The 21,051-nt window shown below is 62.1% G+C and carries 15 protein-coding genes and 3 pseudogenes; 8 read left to right on the top strand and 10 right to left on the bottom strand.

What is annotated here, in order from left to right; translation table 11 throughout:
• Positions 1 to 108: 108 nt before the first annotated feature.
• The 5 genes and pseudogenes from kdpA to ASD50_RS10365 form a co-directional block, all read left to right on the top strand.
• Positions 109 to 1,248: pseudogene (kdpA, locus tag ASD50_RS10385) on the top strand (potassium-transporting ATPase subunit KdpA); the annotation flags it as partial.
• A 23-nt stretch (positions 1,249 to 1,271) separates the two neighbouring features.
• Entirely contained in the window at positions 1,272 to 3,371 is a 2,100-nt protein-coding gene (gene kdpB, locus ASD50_RS10380) for a potassium-transporting ATPase subunit KdpB (protein ID WP_056240149.1), read from the top strand.
• Between the two features lie 12 nt (positions 3,372 to 3,383).
• Positions 3,384 to 3,947 carry a potassium-transporting ATPase subunit KdpC gene (gene kdpC / locus ASD50_RS10375; RefSeq protein ID WP_056240147.1) on the top strand — a complete coding sequence of 188 codons (564 nt, stop codon included), beginning with the start codon at positions 3,384 to 3,386 and terminating at the stop codon, positions 3,945 to 3,947.
• Positions 3,948 to 4,070: 123 nt separating this feature from the next.
• Positions 4,071 to 6,762 (top strand): annotated as a pseudogene (locus ASD50_RS10370) (DUF4118 domain-containing protein).
• On the top strand, positions 6,759 to 7,448 hold the full coding sequence (locus ASD50_RS10365) for a response regulator (RefSeq protein ID WP_056240144.1): 690 nt from the start codon (positions 6,759 to 6,761) through the stop codon (positions 7,446 to 7,448). The pseudogene ASD50_RS10370 and the gene ASD50_RS10365 overlap by 4 nt, the downstream one beginning before the upstream one ends.
• A gap of 32 nt (positions 7,449 to 7,480) precedes the next feature.
• On the opposite strand, the gene ASD50_RS24250 is transcribed toward ASD50_RS10365, so the two are convergent.
• The 7 genes from ASD50_RS24250 to ASD50_RS10335 form a co-directional block, all read right to left on the bottom strand.
• Entirely contained in the window at positions 7,481 to 7,759 is a 279-nt protein-coding gene (locus ASD50_RS24250) for a D-Ala-D-Ala carboxypeptidase family metallohydrolase (RefSeq protein WP_413813885.1), read from the bottom strand.
• A 732-nt stretch (positions 7,760 to 8,491) separates the two neighbouring features.
• A complete protein-coding gene (locus ASD50_RS10360; RefSeq protein ID WP_056240140.1) occupies positions 8,492 to 8,899 on the bottom strand; it encodes a F0F1 ATP synthase subunit epsilon in 408 nt (135 codons plus the stop codon).
• A 63-nt stretch (positions 8,900 to 8,962) separates the two neighbouring features.
• Positions 8,963 to 10,528, bottom strand: coding sequence for a F0F1 ATP synthase subunit beta (atpD, locus tag ASD50_RS10355; protein WP_056240136.1), 1,566 nt, complete (start codon positions 10,526 to 10,528; stop codon positions 8,963 to 8,965).
• Positions 10,529 to 10,599: 71 nt separating this feature from the next.
• Positions 10,600 to 11,478, bottom strand: a complete 879-nt coding sequence (locus tag ASD50_RS10350; RefSeq protein ID WP_056240133.1) for a F0F1 ATP synthase subunit gamma — start codon at positions 11,476 to 11,478, stop codon at positions 10,600 to 10,602.
• 45 nt (positions 11,479 to 11,523) lie between these two features.
• Positions 11,524 to 13,053 carry a F0F1 ATP synthase subunit alpha gene (gene atpA / locus ASD50_RS10345; protein ID WP_056240130.1) on the bottom strand — a complete coding sequence of 510 codons (1,530 nt, stop codon included), beginning with the start codon at positions 13,051 to 13,053 and terminating at the stop codon, positions 11,524 to 11,526.
• On the bottom strand, positions 13,053 to 13,613 hold the full coding sequence (locus tag ASD50_RS10340) for a F0F1 ATP synthase subunit delta (protein WP_056240125.1): 561 nt from the start codon (positions 13,611 to 13,613) through the stop codon (positions 13,053 to 13,055). Before ASD50_RS10340 ends, atpA begins: the two co-directional genes overlap by 1 nt.
• Before the next feature lie 235 nt (positions 13,614 to 13,848).
• Positions 13,849 to 14,244 (bottom strand): DUF4345 family protein, encoded by a 396-nt coding sequence (locus ASD50_RS10335; protein ID WP_056240121.1) that lies wholly within the window; start codon positions 14,242 to 14,244, stop codon positions 13,849 to 13,851.
• A 189-nt stretch (positions 14,245 to 14,433) separates the two neighbouring features.
• Here ASD50_RS10335 and ASD50_RS10330 point away from each other — a divergent pair, with 189 nt between their 5' ends.
• Complete coding sequence (locus ASD50_RS10330; protein WP_156465010.1) at positions 14,434 to 14,682, top strand: hypothetical protein; 249 nt, start codon at positions 14,434 to 14,436, stop codon at positions 14,680 to 14,682.
• Between the two features lie 31 nt (positions 14,683 to 14,713).
• On the opposite strand, the gene ASD50_RS10325 is transcribed toward ASD50_RS10330, so the two are convergent.
• Positions 14,714 to 16,897 (bottom strand): primosomal protein N', encoded by a 2,184-nt coding sequence (locus tag ASD50_RS10325; protein ID WP_056240115.1) that lies wholly within the window; start codon positions 16,895 to 16,897, stop codon positions 14,714 to 14,716.
• A gap of 89 nt (positions 16,898 to 16,986) precedes the next feature.
• Between ASD50_RS10325 and ASD50_RS23035 the strand changes: the two are divergent.
• A pseudogene (locus ASD50_RS23035) lies at positions 16,987 to 17,235 on the top strand (transaldolase family protein); the annotation flags it as partial.
• Position 17,236: 1 nt separating this feature from the next.
• Positions 17,237 to 17,719, top strand: a 483-nt coding sequence (locus ASD50_RS10320) for a transaldolase family protein (protein ID WP_156465012.1), incomplete at its 5' end; no start/stop codon positions are given.
• Between the two features lie 17 nt (positions 17,720 to 17,736).
• On the opposite strand, the gene lptE is transcribed toward ASD50_RS10320, so the two are convergent.
• Together lptE and leuS are read right to left on the bottom strand one after the other, a co-directional pair.
• Complete coding sequence (lptE, locus tag ASD50_RS10315; RefSeq protein ID WP_056240110.1) at positions 17,737 to 18,309, bottom strand: LPS assembly lipoprotein LptE; 573 nt, start codon at positions 18,307 to 18,309, stop codon at positions 17,737 to 17,739.
• On the bottom strand, positions 18,296 to 20,923 hold the full coding sequence (leuS, locus tag ASD50_RS10310; protein WP_056240108.1) for a leucine--tRNA ligase: 2,628 nt from the start codon (positions 20,921 to 20,923) through the stop codon (positions 18,296 to 18,298). The genes lptE and leuS overlap by 14 nt, the downstream gene beginning before the upstream one ends.
• Between the last annotated feature and the right edge of the window lie 128 nt (positions 20,924 to 21,051).

Here is a 21,051-nt window from a genome sequence, read left to right as displayed (position 1 = left end):
CTTCATCGAGATGCGGCAGCCTAATATGACAACCCTGATGGACCAGAGCCTCCGTTAGCTCACGATGCCAGTTGGTCCCAAAATCCCTGACTACGGACATCTATCCTGTGGGCGCTGTTCTACGTCAGCCAGGGTGTTGTCCAGACGCTGGGTTCCTATGTCGAGGCAACGACCGTCGAAGGGGCAAAGCAGACGATCGCGGTCGGCCCGACAGCATCCCAGCTTGCCATCAAGATGCTCGGCACCAATGGCGGCGGCTTCTTCAACGCCAATTCCGCTCATCCCTTCGAGAACCCGACTGCGCTGACCAACCTGGTCGAGATGATCTCGATCTTCGCCATTGGCGCCGCGCTCACCAACGTCTTCGGACGCATGGTCGGCAATGAGCGCCAGGGTTGGGCAATCTTTGCTGCGATGGGGGTGCTGTTTCTCGCCGGCGTCGCCGTCACCTACTGGGCGGAGGCCGGCGGCAACCCTGCCTTTGCGGCACTCGGCATCGATGGCGGCAACATGGAGGGCAAGGAGGTCCGCTTCGGCATCGCCGCCTCGGCGCTGTTTACCGTGATCACCACGGCCGCGTCCTGCGGCGCGGTCAATGCCATGATAGACAGCTTCATGCCGCTTGGCGGGCTTATCCCCCTCGTCAACATGCAGCTTGGCGAAGTCATCATCGGCGGCGTCGGCGCCGGCCTCTACGGCATGCTTTTGTTCGTAATCCTGGCGATCTTCATCGCCGGGCTGATGGTCGGCCGCACGCCCGAATATCTCGGCAAGAAGATCGAGGCCCGAGAGGTCAAGATGACGATGCTGGCCGTGCTTTCACTGCCGCTCGCCATTCTCGGCTTCACCGCCATCGCGGTGGTGCTGCCGACCGGCCTCGCTTCCCTCGCCAATGCCGGCCCGCACGGCTATTCGGAAATCCTCTACGCCTATACCTCCGGCACCGCCAACAATGGCAGCGCGTTCGCAGGGCTTTCCGCGAACACGCCCTGGTACAACGTGACCATCGGGCTCGCCATGCTGATGGGCCGCTTCCTGGTCATCGTGCCTGTCATGGCAATCGCCGGTTCGCTGGCGGCGAAGAAGACCGTGCCCGCCTCGATCGGCACCTTCCCCACCGACGGCGGTTTGTTCATCGGGCTGCTGGTCGGCGTGGTGCTGATCGTCGGCGGCCTCACCTATTTCCCGGCACTCGCGGTCGGTCCGGTGGTCGAGCATTTCGCGATGCTTGCCGGACAATCCTTCTGACCGGTCTGCCACAGGAGTTGATCATGGCAAAATCCGCAGACATCAGCATCTTCGACCCCGGCATCGTCTGGCCGGCTATCGGTTCGGCCGTCAAAAAGCTTCACCCGATGGCACAGATCCGCAACCCGGTCATGTTCGTGGTCGAGGTCGTGGCGGCGCTGACCACGCTGATCTTCCTTCGCGATCTGGTCATCGGCGGCGACCGGCTGGGCTTTTCCTTCCAGGTCATCGTCTGGCTCTGGTTCACGCTCATCTTCGCCAATTTCGCGGAAGCCGTGGCCGAGGGGCGCGGCAAGGCCCAGGCCGATTCGCTACGCAAGACGCGCACCCAGACCGATGCCAAGCGCCTGTCGCCCGACGGCCAATCGACCTACGAGCTGGTGCCCGCGACCAGCCTCAAGGTCGGCGACGTCGTGGTGGTCGAGGCCGGCGAGATCATCCCTTCAGACGGCGAGGTGATTGAAGGCATCGCCTCGGTCAACGAGGCGGCGATCACCGGCGAGTCGGCCCCCGTTATCCGCGAATCGGGCGGCGATCGCTCCGCCGTCACCGGCGGCACGCAGGTGCTGTCCGACCAGATCAAGGTGCGCATCACCGCTGCCGCCGGCTCGACCTTCCTCGACCGCATGATTTCACTGGTCGAAGGCGCGCAAAGGCAGAAGACTCCGAACGAGATCGCGCTCAACATCCTGCTTGCCGGCATGACGCTGATTTTCGTGCTGGCCGTCGCCACCATTCCGAGCTTTGCCGCCTATGCCGGCGGCACCATTCCAATCGTCGCCCTGGTGGCCCTGTTCGTGACCCTGATCCCGACCACCATCGGCGCGCTGCTCTCGGCCATCGGCATTGCCGGCATGGACAGGCTGGTGCGCTTCAATGTGCTGGCCATGTCCGGGCGCGCCGTGGAAGCCGCCGGTGACGTCGATACGCTTTTGCTCGACAAGACCGGCACCATCACGCTTGGCAACAGGCAGGCGACCGAGTTCCTGCCGCTCTCCGGCGTTGGCGAACGGGAGCTCGCCGATGCCGCGCAACTGTCCTCGCTTGCCGACGAGACGCCGGAGGGCCGCTCGATCGTGGTGCTGGCCAAGGAAAAGTACGGCATTCGCGGCCGCGATATGAGGCAGTTGCACGCCCACTTCGTGCCGTTCAGTGCCCAGACGCGCATGAGCGGCGTCGATTTCGATGGCAGCGCAGTGCGCAAGGGCGCGGTGGACGCAATGCTGGCCTTTGTCGGCAGCCCCAACGTCACTTCGGTCACGCACGGCGCGACCGCAAGGGCACTCAAGCCCGGCGTGACGACCGAAGCGGTGCGCGAGCTTCAGCAGATCGCCGGGGAAGTATCCAAATCCGGCGGAACACCGCTGGCGGTGGCCCGCGACGGCAAGCTGCTCGGCATCGTCCACCTCAAGGATATCGTCAAGGGCGGCATCCGCGAGCGCTTTGCCGCCTTGCGCCAGATGGGCATCCGCACGGTGATGATCACCGGCGACAACCCGATGACGGCCGCCGCCATCGCGGCGGAGGCCGGGGTGGATGATTTCCTTGCCCAGGCGACGCCCGAAAACAAGCTCGAGCTTATCCGCGCCGAACAGGCCAAGGGCAAGCTGGTGGCGATGTGCGGCGACGGCACCAACGATGCGCCCGCCCTTGCCCAGGCCGACGTCGGCGTGGCGATGAACACCGGCACCATGGCCGCGCGCGAGGCCGGCAACATGGTCGATCTCGACAGCGATCCGACCAAGCTGATCGAGGTGGTGGAGATCGGCAAGCAGTTGCTGATGACGCGCGGCTCGCTGACGACTTTCTCCATCGCCAACGACGTTGCGAAATACTTCGCCATCATCCCGGCGATGTTCGTCGCCTTCTACCCGCAACTCCAGGCGCTGAATGTCATGCGGCTGGGATCGCCCGAAAGCGCCATCCTCTCGGCCATCATCTTCAACGCGCTCATCATCATCGCGTTGATCCCGCTAGCACTGAAGGGCGTGAAGTACCGCGCCATCGGTGCAGGCGCCCTGCTGCGCCGCAACCTGCTCGTCTACGGTCTCGGCGGCGTGATCATCCCGTTCGTCGGCATCAAGGCGATCGACGTCGTCATCACTGCCATCGGCCTTGCCTGAAGGATCCTGGAAATGTTTGCCCAACTGCGACCCGCACTCGTCATGATCATTGCGTTGACCGTCATCACCGGCCTGGCCTATCCGCTCGCCGTCACCGGCATCGCGGAGGTGGTGTTCCCGACAAAGGCCAATGGCAGCCTTGTCGAGCGCGACGGCCGTATCGTCGGTTCCACGCTGATCGGCCAGGCTTTTACCGGTGAGAAGTATTTCCATCCGCGCCCGTCGGCGGCAGGCGCCGGCTACGACGCCGCCCTCTCCGGCGGCTCCAATTTCGGCCCGACCAGCGCCAAGCTGATCGACCGCGTGAAGGCTGATGCGGCAGTGCTCGCAGCGCAGAACCCGGGAACGCCGGTGCCGGTCGATCTCGTCACCACATCGGGCAGCGGGCTCGACCCGCATATCTCGCCTCAGGCAGCACTGTTCCAGCTACCGCGCGTCGCCAAGGCACGAGGGCTTTCCGAAGATGCCGTACGCGCGATTATCGAGGCGCATGCCGAGCAACCTTCGTTCGGCCTGTTTGGCGAGCCAAGGGTCAACGTGCTGACGCTCAATCTGGCGCTCGACGCGGCGGGCTAGGATGAAACCGGGCCGACAGGCAGGTCGTTCCGGCGGCGCCGGCCTTGCAGAATCGCCGAACCGCGACGATGTTCACGTTGGCTCTGCCGTCGGCTCAGGATGAGGCAAATGAACGGATAATCGATGCCGGACCAGAACGGCCAGGACAAACGCCCCGACCCCGAAGCCCTGCTCAAGGAAGCGTCGCGGGAGACGCGCGGCCATCTCAAGGTGTTCCTCGGCGCCGCCCCCGGCGTCGGCAAGACCTACGAGATGCTGCTGAGCGCCGCCGCGCGCAGGCGCGAGGGCGCAGATGTCGTCATCGGCGTGGTCGAGACGCACGGGCGCGCGGAAACCGAAGCCCTGGTCGCCGGCTTCGAGGTCGTTCCCAAAAAGCGCCTTGACTACAAGGAGCGCCGGCTGGACGAGATGGATCTCGACGGCCTGCTCGCCCGCAAGCCGCAACTTGCCCTCGTCGATGAACTGGCGCACAGCAATGCGCCCGGCAGCCGGCATCCGAAACGCTACATGGATGTCGAGGACCTGCTTGCCGCCGGCATCGACGTCTACACCACCGTCAACATCCAGCATCTGGAAAGCCTGAACGACATCGTCGCCCAGATCACCCGAATCCGCGTGCGCGAAACCGTGCCGGACGCCTTCCTCGACCGCGCCGACGAGATCGAGGTGATCGACCTCACCCCCACTGACCTGATCCAGCGGCTGAAGGAGGGCAAGGTCTACGTTCCGAAGACGGCGGAGCGGGCGCTGGCACATTATTTCTCGCCGGGAAACCTGACGGCGCTGCGCGAACTGGCGCTGCGGCGCACGGCCGAGCGGGTCGACCAGCAATTGCTGACCCACATGCAGGCGCACGCCATACAGGGTCCCTGGGCAGCGGGCGACCGGGTCCTTGTCGTCGTCAACGAGCATCCGAAGGCGGCTGCACTGGTGCGCTATGGTCGCCGCATGGCCGAACGGCTGCAAGGGCCATGGACGGCGCTCTATGTCGAGACGCCGCGCGCGCTCAGGCTGACGGAGCCGGAGCGCGACCGCATCGCCCATGCGCTGAGGCTTGCCGAGCGGCTCGGGGGCGAGGCGGTCACCATCCCCGGCCGGGAACTCGCCAGGGAAATCCTCGACTACGTGGCCAAGAACAATTTCAGCCATATCGTCATCGGCAAGAGCCAGCGCTCGCGCCTGCACGAAATGCTGTTCGGGTCGATCACCTACGAGATCGTGCGGCGCGCCGGCGACGTTTCCGTGCATGTGATTTCCGGTGAAAACAGCAGTGCCTCGCCTAACAAAGCAGTGGTCCTGCGAGCAGCCGCCACATCGTTCGACTACTGGCCATATCTGGCGTCCACCGGTCTGGTCGCCGCAGCTTCGGGGTGTGGCGTGCTCCTTGCCCGCATCCTCGACGTTCAGAACATAGCCTTGGTGTTCCTGACCGCCGTGCTGGCCAGCGCCGTGACCTTCGGCCTGCAAGCCGCTCTCTACTCCAGTTTGCTCAGCGTTTTCGCCTTCAACTTCTTCTTCCTGCCACCCTATTACAGCGTCACCATCGCCGATCCCGAAAACGTGGTGGCCCTGTTCTTCTTTCTGGTGGTGGCGCTGATCGCCAGCAATCTCACCGCCAGCGTACGCAGCCAGGCCACGGTGGCGCGAAACCGGGCAAAGACCACGGAAGACCTTTACCGGTTCAGCGCCAAGCTGGCCGGCATCGCCTCGCTCGACGACCTGATGTGGACCATCTCTTCGCAAGTAGCCTCGATGTTGAAGGTACGTGTCGTCCTGTTCTTGCCGGAAAACGGCTCGCTGGAACTGAAATCCGCATGGCCGCCGGAAGATGTCGCGGAAGAAGCCGATCTTGCGGCCGCGAAATGGTCCTGGGAAAACAACAAACCCACGGGACGAGGTGCCGATACCTTGCCTGGCGCGCAAAGGCTGTTCCTGCCGATGCGCACTGGCCGAGGGCCGGTTGCCGTCATCGGTGTCGACAGCGACAAGGCTGGCCCGATCCTGTCGCCCGATGAGCGGCGTCTGCTTGATGCGCTGGCAGATCAGGCGGCGATTGCGATTGAACGGATCAATCTTGCCAATGATGTCGACAGGGCAGCGCGCGCCGCTGAACACGACCAGTTGCGCGCCGCACTGCTGACCTCAATCTCGCATGATCTGCGCACGCCCCTTGCCTCGATCCTTGGCGCCGCCGACAGCCTTGCCACCCTTCCCGAACTGGCGCTTGACGACCGCAACGAACTTCTGTCGACAATCCAGGAAGAAGCGGAACGGTTGAATCGCTTCATCGCCAATCTGCTCGACATGACGCGGTTGGAATCGGGCGCGCTTGAGCCCAATACGAGCTTGGTCGATATCGGCGAGGTGGTGGGCAGCGCACTGCGCCGGGCCGACAAGATCCTTGCCGGACACCATGTCGAGACCAGCATTGCCCATGATCTTCCCATGCTTGCTCTTGACGAAGTGTTGTTTGAGCAGGTGCTTTTCAACTTGCTCGACAATGCGGCGAAATACGCACCGGCAGGCACCACGATTGGCCTTCAAGGTTGGCGCGACGGTGCCGGTACGTCTGCAGATATTGGATGAGGGAGAAGGTATTCCGGCAGACGAACTTGATCGGGTCTTCGACAAGTTCTACCGAGTCCGCAAGGGCGACAGTCAGCGCGCCGGTACGGGTCTGGGTCTTGCTATTTGCAGGGGGTTCATCGAAGCCATGGGAGGATCGATCGAAGCCGGAAATCGCGAAGGGGGTGGGGCGGTTTTCACCATAGGACTACCGGTTTCCAAGGACAGAAAGACAGGCGTGGCTTCATGAGTGTTGTCGCTGCGAGCATACTTGTTGTCGATGACGAACCCGCGATCCGGCGCTTGCTGCGCACGAGCTTGTCCTCGCAAGGCTTTCAGGTGCTGGAGGCGCCAGACGGCAGGCATGCACTTGCTGAAATCGAAAAATCACAGCCCGATCTGATCATTCTCGATCTGGGGTTGCCCGACATTTCCGGACTGGACCTGATCCGGACCTTGAGAACCGGTGATTCCACTATACCAATCCTGGTGCTGTCGAGCCGGGCCGATGAGACAGGCAAAGTCGAGGCGCTCGATCTGGGCGCCGACGACTACGTGACCAAACCGTTTGGAACCGGCGAGCTTTTTGCCCGGGTCCGTGCCGCGCTCAGGCATCGCCTGCAGCAGCAGGGCGAGCAGCCGATTTTCCAAAGTGGCAACTTGACCGTGGACCTCGTGCGAAGAATCGTGCGCGTGGAAGATGCCGAAGTGAAGCTTTCGCCGAAGGAATACGACATTTTGCGCCTTCTGGTCGCCCATGCCGGCAAGGTGCTGACCCATCGCATGCTGATGAGCAATGTGTGGAAAGGCGAAACCGACGTTCAGTACCTGCGCATCTACATCCGCCAACTCCGGCAGAAGATCGAGGCAGATCCTGAACAACCACAGCATATTCTGACAGAAACCGGCGTCGGCTATCGTCTCAAGTTGGCTTGATCGGCCAGGTCGAATCCCTGATCGACCTGATGTCAGCGTCTCTTGCGGCGTCCGCGGCCGTCAACCCTGTGGTGCCCTTTGTAGGAGCCGACGGCGATGTGGATATGGTGCATGGCCCCGCTATAGGTGATGACTTCGAGAGGTTGCGACTGTAGCCACCGAACCGCCGCACGCTGGTTTCCTTTCACCTTGAAATCCACGGCCTGGCACCGGGCGTGCTTGGACCGCTTCCTGGTTCCCGCAATGATCGCACCCCGGCGATAGCTTGATATGATCAACACTCGACCATAGGTCCGCGAAATGTGCGCCATTGCGGCGCGAAGCGAACCCGGCAGGCATTTGGTGGAGGCTGCTTGAGCGGGAGGAAGGCAAAACAACATGACGAGGAATGCAGCCGAAAGCGCGCACAAGATACCGGTTCCACGTAAACGCCTACTGCCCGCAAAGACGGATCGATGGGATGTCGTTCCGACATACCCCCGGCCAGGTATCTTCCTGAATGGGCCGATAAGATCAGCCCGTGAAAAACCCGCACACCAACTCAAACAAACCTGGCGCAAAAAGAGCGCCACCTTCCGTCAAGAACAGTGCACGCAAACATCTCTCTTTCGCGAAGAAAAGCTATCCATCGGCAGGAGGACCTACGTCTGGCGGGCTAGAATATAGAAACAACCATCTATTGAAAAATGTGAGCAATCTAGGCTGGTCGATCTATTTTCGATCGCGAACACCGGAACATCTTGTTGACGGGCGCGCACGAGCCAAAATTCGTTCCCCCAGGGCTGCTCCGAAATGCGAACATCGCTATCGGCGAACCATCGTTTCGTTAAATCATTCTTCACCATGGGCGGGCATGGTTGCAGACCTGCGGCCCAGTACTGAGTACCGCGGCGCGCAAGCGCCCAGGCAACAGCCCGCGTCTCCTACCGGAGGCGCGGGTCTCTTCATTTTTGGCTGTTGCTTGTAGGCTAGCGGCTCAGGGCACCGTCAATAAAAAAGCCGGGCAAAACCCGGCTCTTTATCGAAGCGAAAGCCCTGCGTGATCAGGCCGGCAGGATAGCGCCTTCCAGCGTGGTGAGCTGATTCAGGAACTGTTCAGCCTTGGTGCGCGTACCCTCATCCTTGGCGTCGGCAACGTCTTCACGCGCTTCCTGGATGCGGCGGGCGATATCGGTGCGGTCCAGATCTTTCACGGACACTGCAGATTCCGCCAGAAGCGTGCAGCCCGTGGGGAGGATGTCGGCGAAACCGCCGAACACGACATAGCGCTCTTCCTGGCCCGACGCGGCCTTCAGGGTGACGACACCCGGCTTGATCGTGGTCATCACCGGTGCGTGATTGGCCATTATCGTCATCTCACCTTCCGCACCGGGAATGACGACGGATTCGACCTGTTCCGAAACAAGCAGGCGCTCCGGCGAAACCAGTTCGAATTGAAAGCTCTCAGCCATGACGTCTCACAGTGGTTTGGATCGATCTGCGCGAGCTCGACGCCCGCGCAATCTCAATGATGCTTAAGCCGCTTCAGCGGCCAGGCGCTGGGCCTTCTCGACCGCTTCCTCGATGCCGCCGACCATGTAGAAGGCAGCTTCCGGAAGGTGGTCGTACTCGCCGTTGCAGAGGCCCTTGAAGCCCTTGATGGTGTCGGCGAGGTCGACGAGCTTGCCCGGCGAGCCGGTGAACACTTCGGCGACGAAGAACGGCTGCGACAGGAAGCGCTCGACCTTGCGGGCGCGCGCGACGGTGAGCTTGTCCTCTTCGGACAGCTCGTCCATGCCCAGGATGGCGATGATGTCCTGCAGCGACTTGTAGCGCTGGAGGATCGACTGCACCTGACGAGCAACCAGATAATGCTCTTCGCCGACGATCATCGGGTCAAGCATGCGCGAGGTCGAGTCGAGCGGATCGACGGCCGGGTAGATACCCTTTTCCGAAATGGCGCGGTTGAGAACCGTCGTCGCGTCGAGGTGGGCGAACGAAGTCGCAGGCGCCGGGTCGGTCAAGTCGTCGGCAGGCACGTAGATGGCCTGCACCGAGGTGATCGAACCCTTGGTGGTGGTGGTGATGCGTTCCTGCAGCGCGCCCATGTCGGTGGCAAGCGTCGGCTGGTAGCCCACGGCCGACGGGATACGGCCGAGCAGAGCCGACACTTCCGAACCCGCCTGGGTGAAGCGGAAGATATTGTCGACGAAGAACAGCACGTCCTGGCCCTGGTCGCGGAAATATTCAGCCACGGTCAGACCGGTGAGGCCGACGCGCGCACGCGCTCCCGGCGGCTCATTCATCTGGCCGTACACGAGTGCGGCCTTGGAGCCCTGGCCGCCGCCCTTCTTGTTGACGCCCGATTCGATGAACTCGTGATAGAGGTCGTTACCTTCGCGGGTGCGCTCGCCGACGCCGGCGAACACCGAGAAGCCGCCGTGCGCCTTGGCGACGTTGTTGATCAGTTCCTGGATGAGAACCGTCTTGCCGACGCCGGCGCCGCCGAACAGGCCGATCTTGCCGCCGCGAGCGTAGGGCGCGAGCAGGTCGAGAACCTTGATGCCGGTGACGAGGATTTGTGCTTCGGTCGACTGGTCGACATATTCCGGAGCCGGCTGGTGGATGGCGCGATGTTCGATCGCATCGACCGGGCCTTCTTCATCGACAGGTTCGCCGATGACGTTGATGATGCGGCCGAGCATGCCAGGGCCAACCGGAACCTGGATCGGCGCGCCGGTATCAGTTACCGACTGACCGCGAACCAGACCCTCGGTAGAGTCCATGGCGATGCAGCGCACGGTGTTTTCACCAAGATGCTGGGCAACCTCCAGAACCAGGCGATGGCCAACGTTCTGCGTCTCCAGGGCGTTCAAGATAGCCGGCAGGTGATCTTCGAACTGCACGTCGACGACGGCGCCGATGACCTGGCGAACCTTGCCGACGGCGCCAGTGGCCTTTGCCGCCACGCGGGGAGCCTTGGCCGCGGCGGCAGGCGCTGCCGCCTTCTTGGCCGGAGCTGCGGCCTTTGCCGGTGCGGCAGCCTTAGCTGGAGCTGCCTTCTTAGCGGTCGCCTTTGCGGGGGTCGCTGCTTTCGCCATCGTCTTTACCCTTTTTCGTCCGTTTGTTTCTTACACGCTTCCGTCGAGGCTACCGGCCTCCCGGACGCATGCTAGAGCGCCTCGGCGCCCGAAATGATCTCGATGAGTTCCTTGGTGATCTGCGCCTGACGCTGCCGGTTATAGGTGATCGACAGCTTGTTGATCATGTCGCCGGCGTTACGTGTCGCGTTGTCCATCGCGCTCATCTTGGCACCCATCTCTCCGGCTGCATTTTCGAGCAGCGCCCGGAAAATCTGTACCGAGATGTTGCGCGGGATGAGGTCGGAAAGAATTTCGCCAGGTTCCGGCTCATACTCATAGACCGCGCTGCCATTCGCCTGCTCGCCGGTCGAGGCGCCAGCTGCCGGAATGATCTGCTGCGAGGTCGGAATCTGCGAGATCACCGACTTGAACTGCGAGTAGAACAGCGTGCAGATATCGAAACCACCCTCGTTGAACAGGGCAATAACCTTCTTGGCGATCGCATCGGCGTTGACGAAGCCAAGCGTCTTGACCTCGCGCAGATCGACGCGCTCGATGATCATCGAAGCGTAGTCGCGGCGCAGGATATCGAAACCCTTCTTGCCGACGCAGATGATCTTTACTGTCTTGCCGTCGGCAAGCAGCTTGCGAACATGATCGCGGGCAAAGCGCGCGATCTGGGAATTGAACCCGCCGCACAGGCCGCGCTCGGCGGTGCAGACAACAAGCAGGTGCACGTTGTCATTGCCGGTGCCGGTCATCAGCGCGGGAGCATCACCGCCACCACCAACAGCCTGGGTGATGTTGGCCAGAACCGCAGCCATGCGCTCCGAATAGGGGCGCGCAGCCTCTGCAGCCTCTTGCGCACGGCGCAGCTTCGCCGCGGCGACCATCTGCATCGCCTTGGTGATCTTCTGCGTCGCCTTGACCGAGGCGATGCGGTTACGAAGGTCTTTCAGTGACGCCATGCTTCAAACTCTGTTCCTGCGTCCGATCCCTGTTCTGGCGCCCAATCAGGCAAAAGTCTTGGCGAAAGCGTCGATCTCTGCCTTGAGCTTGCCGCGCAGGTCGTCCGAAAGAGCCTTTTCCTTGCGGATGGCGCCGAGCACGTCCTTGCCAGCCGAACGCATATGCGCCAGCAGGCCCTGCTCGAACTTGCCGACATCGCTTACGGAGAGCTTGTCGAGATAGCCGTTGACGCCCGCGAAGATCACCGCGACCTGCTCTTCCGTCTTGAGTGGCGAGAACTGCGGCTGCTTGAGCAGCTCGGTCAGGCGCGCGCCACGGTTGAGCAAACGCTGTGTAGCAGCATCGAGATCGGAGCCGAACTGCGCGAAGGCCGCCATTTCGCGATACTGAGCGAGCTCGCCCTTGATCGAGCCGGCAACCTGCTTCATCGCCTTGATCTGCGCCGACGAACCGACGCGAGACACCGACAGACCGACGTTCACGGCCGGGCGGATACCCTGGAAGAACAAGTTGGTTTCCAGGAAGATCTGGCCGTCGGTGATCGAGATCACGTTGGTCGGGATGTAGGCCGACACATCGTTGGCCTGCGTTTCGATGATTGGCAAGGCCGTCAGTGAACCGGAGCCGTTGTCCTCGTTGAGCTTCGCAGCGCGCTCCAGCAAGCGGGAGTGCAGGTAGAAAACGTCGCCCGGATAGGCTTCGCGGCCCGGCGGGCGGCGCAGCAGCAACGACATCTGGCGATAGGCGACGGCCTGCTTGGACAGATCGTCATAAGCGATCAGCGCGTGCTTGCCATTGTCGCGGAAATATTCGCCCATCGTGCAGCCGGCAAACGGCGCGATGTACTGAAGCGGCGCCGGGTCAGATGCTGTGGCGGCGATGATGATCGAATAGTCGAGCGCGCCGCGCTCTTCGAGAACCTTCACGAACTGCGCGACGGTCGAGCGCTTCTGGCCGACGGCGACATAAACGCAGTAGAGCTTTTCCGAATCCGGGCCGCTCTCGTGGATGGCCTTCTGGTTCAGGATGGTGTCGAGAATGATGGCGGTCTTGCCGGTCTGGCGGTCGCCAATGACCAGTTCGCGCTGGCCGCGACCAACCGGGATCAGCGCATCGATTGCCTTGAGGCCGGTCGACATCGGCTCATGCACCGACTTGCGCGGAATGATGCCGGGCGCCTTGACGTCGACGCGGCGACGTTCCTTGGCCTTGATCGGGCCCTTGCCGTCGATCGGATTGCCGAGCGCGTCAACAACGCGGCCGAGCAGTTCGGGACCAACCGGGACGTCGACGATCGCACCGGTACGCTTGACAGTGTCGCCTTCCTTGATGTCGCGGTCGTTACCGAAGATAACGACACCGACGTTGTCGGCCTCAAGGTTAAGCGCCATGCCGCGAATCCCGCCGGGGAATTCGACCATTTCGCCGGCCTGGACGTTGTCGAGGCCGTAAACACGGGCAATGCCGTCACCGACCGACAGAACCTGGCCGACTTCGGAAACTTCGGCTTCCTTGCCGAAATTCTTGATCTGGTCTTTCAGAATTGCGGAGATTTCCGCGGCGCGGATGTCCATCAGCCGACCTCTTTAAGTGCAAGCTTGAGCGAATTGAGTTTGGTTTTAAGCGACGTATCGATCTGGCGCGAGCCCATTTTGACGATGAGGCCCCCGAGCAGCGAGGGATCGACCGTGACGTTGAAGGTCACATCCTTGCCGGCGACGCTTTTCAGAGCGGTTTTAAGTTCGGCCTGCTGGGCCGCACTCAAAACATGCGCCGACGTGACTTCAGCGGAAGCCTCGCCACGGTGCTCCGCAGCGATCTTGCGGAAAGCCTTGATCATGCCGGGAATTGCAAACAACCGGCGGTTGCGCGCAACGACACGCAGGAAATTGCCGGCAAGACCGGTTATCTTGGCCTTGTCCACGATTGCGGAGATGGCGCGCTCTTGATCCTCGGCGGCAAATACGGGACTCTCGATGAGCCGCTTGAGATCGGCACTTCCTGCGAGCATCGCCTCGAAACTCGTCAGGGCAGCCTCGACCTTGGCAACCGAATTTTCCTGAAGCGCGAGCTCGAAAAGAGAGCCTGCGTAACGTTCTGCAACACCCGAGATTGGCGAGGACGACTGAGCCACGGTCCGTCTTTTCTCTTGTCTGACAGGCCGCAGATTGTTGGCGCGAGCAAAAACTCTGGCTAAATCTTTGACCTTACTTAGGTTTTCTAAAGCCCAAGGGAACGGCTTTCGCTTCCCCCGGCTGAAAGTCGATTGCCGTCTAGCACAGGCCTTTTCAGACCGCAATCACAGACGGGCAAGGATTTCTGGCACTATTGTCGCATCTGGCGATCAGCACCCGTCACAGGCGGCGGATTCAGGGCAGAAAGCCGAAGGCGAACGCAAGCGGAAACAAAGCCAGCGCGAGATCCACAATCAACGCTACCCAGTTGTAGGGCGTGTTGGCTCCATCCGTCATCATGCCGAGAATTCGCCCGAAAGCCGTGAACAGCCAGGAAAAGCCGAGCGCCATGTAAAGCAGCGGTTGCGCCAGCAAAATCGCGCATAAACCAAGGCCGAGATAGAAGCCGGCGATGCGGCTGCGCCCTTCGGTAACGGCTTCCGGCTTGTCGGGGTGCGGCTGCAGGCGCAGCACCCTGAATGCAAGGCCGGGTGCCAGGAAAAGGAAAAGTCCGAGTGCGGTCGTTACTATCGCGCTCGACCATGCCAACCATTCGCCTTGGCTCATTGGCCACGGAAACGAAAACTCCATCCCTACCCCTCCAACCGAATCGTCGTTAAGATTATCTGAACCCAAAGGCACTGTCGTCATCCTGCGTAGATGAGGTTGCGGGTGCCTGCCTGCTAAAAATGACGGGTGACAATGTTCGAGGTTGCAATTTTCGTTTGTTTGATAGCCGTGCTCGGCGGCATGTCCCTTTGGGCAAACAGGCAGTTCAGCATGCTTGAACGCCTGCCAATGCAATGGTCCCTGACCGGCAAGGTCAACTGGTCGGCTTCGCGCCGTATTGCGCTTATGTTTACGCCGATCCTGGCAACCGTCACCCTCGCCTATATCGGCATGACTTTGTCCGCATCCGGCGCCTTGGGCTCCAAAGCCAGCTTTGTGACCGTGACAGCAATATCCGGCTGCTTTGTCGGCGTGCATGCTCTGCACTTTTACCTGATCTCGAGGACGCTACGCCGCTAGTACGGTGAGGCGAAGGCCACCTATCCTCACCTCACAAAAAGCTTTGTGGGTCGATATCGACCTGTACGCGGACTGAGCCGCGCCGTTTCGGCCCTGCCGCAAGCAGTTCTCGGATGAAAGTCTGCATGTCCGAGCGCCGTTCGCCATGCACAAGCAGCCGGAACCGATGCCGTCCACCCACCAGCGCCAGCGGTGCCTCCGCCGGTCCCAGCACATGAATTTCAGCGTTCTCAGCAACCACACGGCGCAGCCCTCGTGCGTGCGATTCCGCTTCGGCGCGCGTCGCGGCACTGATGATGATGCCGGCCAATCGTCCGAACGGCGGCAAGGCGGCGCGCTCACGCTCGGCGATCTCGCGCAGATAAAAGCTTTCCGCATCGCCCGACACGATCGCCTGCATCACCGGATGGTCCGGCTGGTAGGTCTGCAAAAGGCCAAGGCTTTTCTTGCCTGTACGCCCTGCCCGACCCGTCACCTGTGACAACAGTTGAAAAGTGCGCTCGGCCGCACGCGGATCGCCATTTGCAAGCCCCAGGTCCGCATCGACTACGCCGACCAGCGTCATGTTGGGGAAATTGTGGCCCTTGGCGACAAGTTGCGTACCGATGACGATGTCAGCTTCGCCGTTGGCGATGGCCTCGAGTTCCAGTCTCAGCCGCCGCACTCCGCCCATGATGTCGGAGGAAAGCACGATCGTGCGTGCGTCGGGGAAATGCGTGACCAATTCTTCGGCGATACGCTCGACGCCCGGCCCGCAAGCGACCAGATGATCGAAAGTTCCGCATTCTGGGCAAGCCTCCGGCCGCTTCTCTGCATGGCCGCAATGGTGGCAGACGAGCTGGCCGCGAAAGCGATGCTCGACCAGCCACGACGAGCAGACCGGGCAACCAAAACGATGGCCGCAGACACGACACAGCGTAAGCGGCGCATAACCGCGCCTGTTGAGGAACAGCAACGACTGTTCCTGCTTCTCCAATCCCTGCCGGATATGGGAAAGCAACACCGGCGACAGGAACCCGCCACGCTGCGGAGGCGAACGGCGCATGTCGATTGCCTTGAGATCGGGAAGTGCCGCATCGGCAAAGCGCGACGACAAAACGGCGCGCTTGTAGCGGCCCTGCATGGCGTTGACGCGGCTTTCGACCGACGGCGTCGCTGACGCAAGCACGACCGGGAAGCTGCCGATGTGGCCACGTACCACTGCCATGTCGCGCGCATTGTAAAATACGCGATCTTCCTGCTTGTAGGCGGGATCGTGCTCCTCGTCGACAACGATCAGGCCGAGTTCCTTGAACGGCAGGAAGAGCGCCGAACGGGCGCCAGCGACGACCCGCACCGTTCCTTCCGCCACCTGCCGCCAGACGCGCTCGCGCATGCGTGGCGGCAAATCCGAATGCCATTCCGCTGGCTTTGCGCCGAACCGGTTCTGGAAGCGCTCAAGAAACGCATGGGTAAGTGCTATTTCAGGCAGCAGGATCAACACCTGTTGGCCCTTGTCGAGCGCGGCTGCCACGGCTTCGAAATAGACCTCCGTCTTTCCCGAGCCCGTCACGCCATCGAGCAGCGTGACGCCGAAACCGCCAGCAACGACACCGGCGCGCAAGATCTCGGCGGCGTCGCGCTGGTCTGGCATCAGGTCGGGCGCGGCATAGGTGGTATCGGGCGCAGCAACCACCGGGCGTGGCGGGATCTTCACCGGCTCGAACACGCCCTGCGCCTTCAGGCCGTCGATGACGGTTGATGACACCCCTGCCGCATGCGCCAGTCCGGAACGTGTCCAGGCAAGGCCGTCCGACGCCGTTTCTAAAACGCGGGATCGCGCAGCGGTCAGTCGGTCCGGCTCCGCCATGGTACGCCGTAGCCCCTCGATCCACGGTTCGGGATCGAAGGCTTCGGGCGCGCGCAACAACATGCGCGCGACCATGCCGGGAGGAGAAAGCGTGTATTGGGAAACCCAGTCGACGAAGCGGCGTGCGCAATGATCGATGGGCGGACAATCGAAGACCTGTTCGATAGGCCGCAACTTTTTCGAATCGACATTCTCGACCGCGCCATCCCAGACGATCCCTGCAACCTGCCGCGGTCCGAGCGGCACGCGCACGATCGAGCCCGGCACCACCTGCATTCCATCGGGAACCGCATAGGTGTAGGGGCGTTCTGCCGGCATCGGCACCAGCACCGGCGCCGCCGTGCGAAAGGGCGAATCTTTACTCATCAAGCGTGACCTTGCCCCGACTTTGGTCTAGAGCAAAGGCCAACGCCGGGTGCGCTCTTCCCTCGCGCAAGAATTCCAAGGAGACTGACATGAAATTCTTCGTCGATACCGCCGACATCAAGGAAATCCGCGAGCTGAACGAGCTCGGCCTTGTCGACGGCGTCACCACCAATCCCTCTTTGATCCTTAAGTCGGGCGGCAAGATCGACGAGGTGACCCGCCAGATCTGCGACATCGTTGCCGGTCCGGTCTCCGCCGAAGTCACCGCCACCGACTATGCCGGCATGATGACTGAGGCCAAGGTGCTGGCCAGGATCGCCGACAACGTCGCCATCAAGNGTCACCGCCACCGACTATGCCGGCATGATGACTGAGGCCAAGGTGCTGGCCAGGATCGCCGACAACGTCGCCATCAAGGTGCCGCTCACCTTCGACGGACTGAAAGCCTGCAAGGCGATCCGTTCGGAAGGCCGCATGGTCAATGTCACGCTGTGCTTTTCGGCCACCCAGGCGCTGCTCGCCGCCAAGGCCGGCGCTTCGTTCATCTCGCCCTTCGTCGGGCGTCTGGACGACACCGGCATCGAGGGCATGGACCTGATCTCCGAGATCCGCCAGATCTATGACAACTACGATTTCGCCACCGAGATCCTGGTCGCCTCGGTGCGCACCATCAACCATGTCAAGGATGCGGCATTGATCGGCGCCGACGTCGCCACCGTGCCACCGGCCACGCTGCGTGCCCTGGTCAAGCATCCGCTCACCGACAAGGGTCTCGAAGCCTTCCTCGCCGACTGGGCAAAAACAGGCCAGAAAATCGGCTGACCTGGAACGGCGAAGCGCTAGCTGCGCTTCGCCAGATCCTGCCCGATTGCCAGGCGCAGCAGCTCGGCCAGTTCCCGCGCTGCCCTGTTCTCGGCGTCGATCTGCGCCCGATAGGAGGCGAACTCCTGCTTCGGCTTGTCGAAGGAAGATGAAATCGAGCGCTCGCCGGTGCTGACGACCTTGCCGGTGCCTGCCTCGACAAGCTTGTAGGCCGCCGTCAGCGTCACAGTTCCTGCGGTCGGCTCGTCCTGATCCGTCGTGACCTGGATCGTCGCAGCCGACTGGACCAGCTCGCTGACATCGAGATCGAGCGAATAGGCCGGCGTGGCAGGCTCGCCGGCGCCGCGCGTCAAGCCGAAGATGAGATTGTTGCGAACCTGCTGCGCGTAGCGCGTCTTGACCGGCTTGACGGCGATCGACGCCATTTCCTCGGTCGCACCCACCGTGCTACCCGCCGAAAGCGGCGCGTTGGAATAGAGCGGGCGCACCGTGCAAGCCGAGGCAAGCGCTGCGCAAAGGAACACGCCAGCGAGCATGACCGGGCGCAAACGGGGCGTCACAGCGGGCTTGCTGTCTTCATGCAACGACATTGACGATCCTCTGGGGCACGACGATGACTTTGCGCGGCGTCTTGCCCTCGAGCGCCTTCTGAACGAAGTCGAGAGCCAGTGCCGCCTTTTCGACCGCAGCTTGATCCGCGTCGCGGGCAATTGTCAAATCGCCGCGTTTCTTTCCGTTGACCTGCACCGGCAAAACGACCTCGTTGTCGACGACAAGCGCCGGATCGAAGGCAGGCCAGCGCGCTGCCGCAACCAGTCCCTTGCCGCCCAACGCCTGCCAGGATTCCTCAGCCAGGTGCGGCATCATCGGTGCGATCATGATGATGAGAAACTCGAGCGCCTGCCGCACCGCGCCTGCACGCTCCCCGCCACCGTCATTGACGACGGCAACCTGCGGCGACAGCACATTGGCGAGCTCATAAAGGCGGGCAACCGCCTTGTTGAAATGCAGCCGCTCGATGTCTTCGCCCACCGCCTTCAGGATCTTGTGGGCAGCGCGCGAAACGGTCGCGGCATCCCCCTCGGTGCCGGCCTTGGGTGCCACGTCCCGCAAGGCTGGTGCCGCATCCGCCACCAATCGCCAGATACGCTGCACGAAACGATGCGCGCCTTCGACGCCAGCCTCGGTCCAGATCACATCCCTTTCAGGCGGCGAATCCGACAGCATGAACCAGCGCGCCGTGTCGGCCCCGTAGCTCGCGATGATGTCGTCCGGGTCGACCACGTTCTTCTTCGACTTCGACATTTTCTCGATCGACCCGATCTCGACTGGCGTGCCATCGGCCAGAAGCGTCGCCTTGCGCGCGCCATCGGCCTCCTCGACCTTGACCTCGGCAGGCATAACCCAGCCCTGCGGTCCTCTGTAGGTCTCGTGCACCACCATGCCTTGCGTAAACAGGCCCTCGAACGGCTCCTCGACCGCATTGACGTGGCCCGTTGCCTTCATGGCGCGCGTGAAGAAGCGCGAATAGAGCAGGTGCAGGATCGCGTGCTCGATACCGCCGATATACTGGTTGACCGGCAGCCAGCCGCCCTTGCCGTCGACATAGGAAAGCGTCGTCGGCGCAGCCTCGTTCCACGGATCCGTGAAGCGCGCGAAATACCACGATGAATCGACAAACGTATCCATCGTGTCCGTGTCGCGCCGGGCCTTCTTGCCGCATTTCGGGCAATCGACGTGCTTCCACGTCGGATGGTGGTCGAGTGGATTGCCCGGCTTGTCGAAAGTCACCTCTGACGGCAGTTCCACGGGCAGCTGCTCGGTTGGAACAGGCACCGCGCCGCAATCGTCGCAATGCACTACGGGAATTGGGCAGCCCCAATAGCGCTGGCGCGAGATCAGCCAGTCGCGCAGGCGGAACTGCACCTTGCGCTCGGCCTGCGGCCGGTTGCCGATGGTGGTGCCGGAAAGTCTCGTCGCCACCTCGTTGAAAGCCTGTTCAGGGCTCATGCCGTCGAGGAAACGCGAATTGATCATCTTGCCGTCGTCGGAATAGGCTTCTTCCGTGATCAGGAAAGAGGCTGCATCAACGCCCTCGGGCTTCACCACCGGCACCACCGGCAGGCCGTACTTGTTGGCGAAGTCGAGGTCGCGCTGATCGTGCGCCGGGCAGCCGAAAATCGCACCGGTGCCGTAGTCCATCAGAACGAAATTGGCGACATAAACCGGCAGCGTCCAGTTCGCATCGAACGGGTGCACCACGCGAACGCCAGTGTCGAAGCCCTTCTTCTCCGCCGTCTCAAGGGTCGCGACGGAGGTGCCCATGTGGTGGACCTCGTCGATGAAAGCGGCCAGCTTCGGATTCGCCTCGGCCACCTTCCTCGCCAGCGGATGGTCGGCTGCGATTGCCATGAACGAAGCGCCGAAAATGGTGTCGGGCCGCGTCGTATAGACTTCGAGCTCGCTCTCTCCCGCCGGCGCAGTTCCCTTGGCCAGCGGCCAGCGCACCAAAAGGCCCTCGGAGCGGCCGATCCAGTTCTGCTGCATGACGCGGACCTTTTCCGGCCAGCGCTCCAGCGTATCGAGCCCGTCCAGCAAATCCTGCGACATCGAGGTGATTTTGAAGAACCACTGCGTCAGGTCGCGCTGCTCGACCGGAGCACCGGAACGCCAGCCCTTGCCATCGATGACCTGCTCATTGGCAAGCACCGTCATGTCGACCGGGTCCCAGTTGACCTTCGCCGACCTGCGCTCGACCAGACCGGCCTTCCAGAAGTCGAGGAACATCTTCTGCTGATGGCGATAGTAGCTCGGGTCGCAGGTCGCGAACTCGCGCGCCCAGTCGAGCGACAGCCCCATCGTCTTCAACTGGCCCTTCATCGTCTTGATGTTGGAGTAGGTCCAGTCGCGCGGATTTACCTTGTTGTCACGCGCAGCGTTTTCAGCCGGCAGGCCAAACGCATCCCACCCCATGGGATGCAGCACGTTCTTGCCCTTGGCACGATGATAGCGCGCAACCACGTCGCCCATCGTGTAGTTGCGGACATGGCCCATATGGATGCGCCCCGAAGGATAGGGAAACATCTCAAGCACATAGTATTTCGGACGCGGGTCCTCGTTCTTCGTTTCGAACAGTTTCTCCGCATCCCAGGCCTTCTGCCATTTGGGTTCGGACGCGCGCGGATTGTATCGTTCGGTTGCCATGACCGGGTTTTCTTTTAAAAGCATGCGGAAAGCAGCGCGGCTTGCGCCGGTTGCGGGAACATGGCCCCGGTCTTCACCACGGTTTGCGGAACCCGTCAACCATATGGTGCACCGCCGGGGTAAAAACG

Origin of the sequence: Mesorhizobium sp. Root552 (assembly GCF_001427285.1) — a bacterium.
Lineage (GTDB): Bacteria > Pseudomonadota > Alphaproteobacteria > Rhizobiales > Rhizobiaceae > Mesorhizobium.
The sequence above is the reverse complement of the archived record's forward strand: the minus strand, read 5'-3'. Positions and strand labels throughout refer to the sequence as shown.

Coding starts and splice junctions, on each gene's coding strand:
- kdpB (WP_056240149.1), top strand. CDS start 1,272: ATGGCAAAATCCGCAGACATCAGCATCTTCGACCCCGGCATCGTCTGG.
- kdpC (WP_056240147.1), top strand. CDS start 3,384: ATGTTTGCCCAACTGCGACCCGCACTCGTCATGATCATTGCGTTGACC.
- ASD50_RS10365 (WP_056240144.1), top strand. CDS start 6,759: ATGAGTGTTGTCGCTGCGAGCATACTTGTTGTCGATGACGAACCCGCG.
- ASD50_RS24250 (WP_413813885.1), bottom strand. CDS start 7,759: ATGGCGCACATTTCGCGGACCTATGGTCGAGTGTTGATCATATCAAGC.
- ASD50_RS10360 (WP_056240140.1), bottom strand. CDS start 8,899: ATGGCTGAGAGCTTTCAATTCGAACTGGTTTCGCCGGAGCGCCTGCTT.
- atpD (WP_056240136.1), bottom strand. CDS start 10,528: ATGGCGAAAGCAGCGACCCCCGCAAAGGCGACCGCTAAGAAGGCAGCT.
- ASD50_RS10350 (WP_056240133.1), bottom strand. CDS start 11,478: ATGGCGTCACTGAAAGACCTTCGTAACCGCATCGCCTCGGTCAAGGCG.
- atpA (WP_056240130.1), bottom strand. CDS start 13,053: ATGGACATCCGCGCCGCGGAAATCTCCGCAATTCTGAAAGACCAGATC.
- ASD50_RS10335 (WP_056240121.1), bottom strand. CDS start 14,244: ATGGAGTTTTCGTTTCCGTGGCCAATGAGCCAAGGCGAATGGTTGGCA.
- ASD50_RS10330 (WP_156465010.1), top strand. CDS start 14,434: ATGCTTGAACGCCTGCCAATGCAATGGTCCCTGACCGGCAAGGTCAAC.
- ASD50_RS10325 (WP_056240115.1), bottom strand. CDS start 16,897: ATGAGTAAAGATTCGCCCTTTCGCACGGCGGCGCCGGTGCTGGTGCCG.
- lptE (WP_056240110.1), bottom strand. CDS start 18,309: ATGTCGTTGCATGAAGACAGCAAGCCCGCTGTGACGCCCCGTTTGCGC.
- leuS (WP_056240108.1), bottom strand. CDS start 20,923: ATGGCAACCGAACGATACAATCCGCGCGCGTCCGAACCCAAATGGCAG.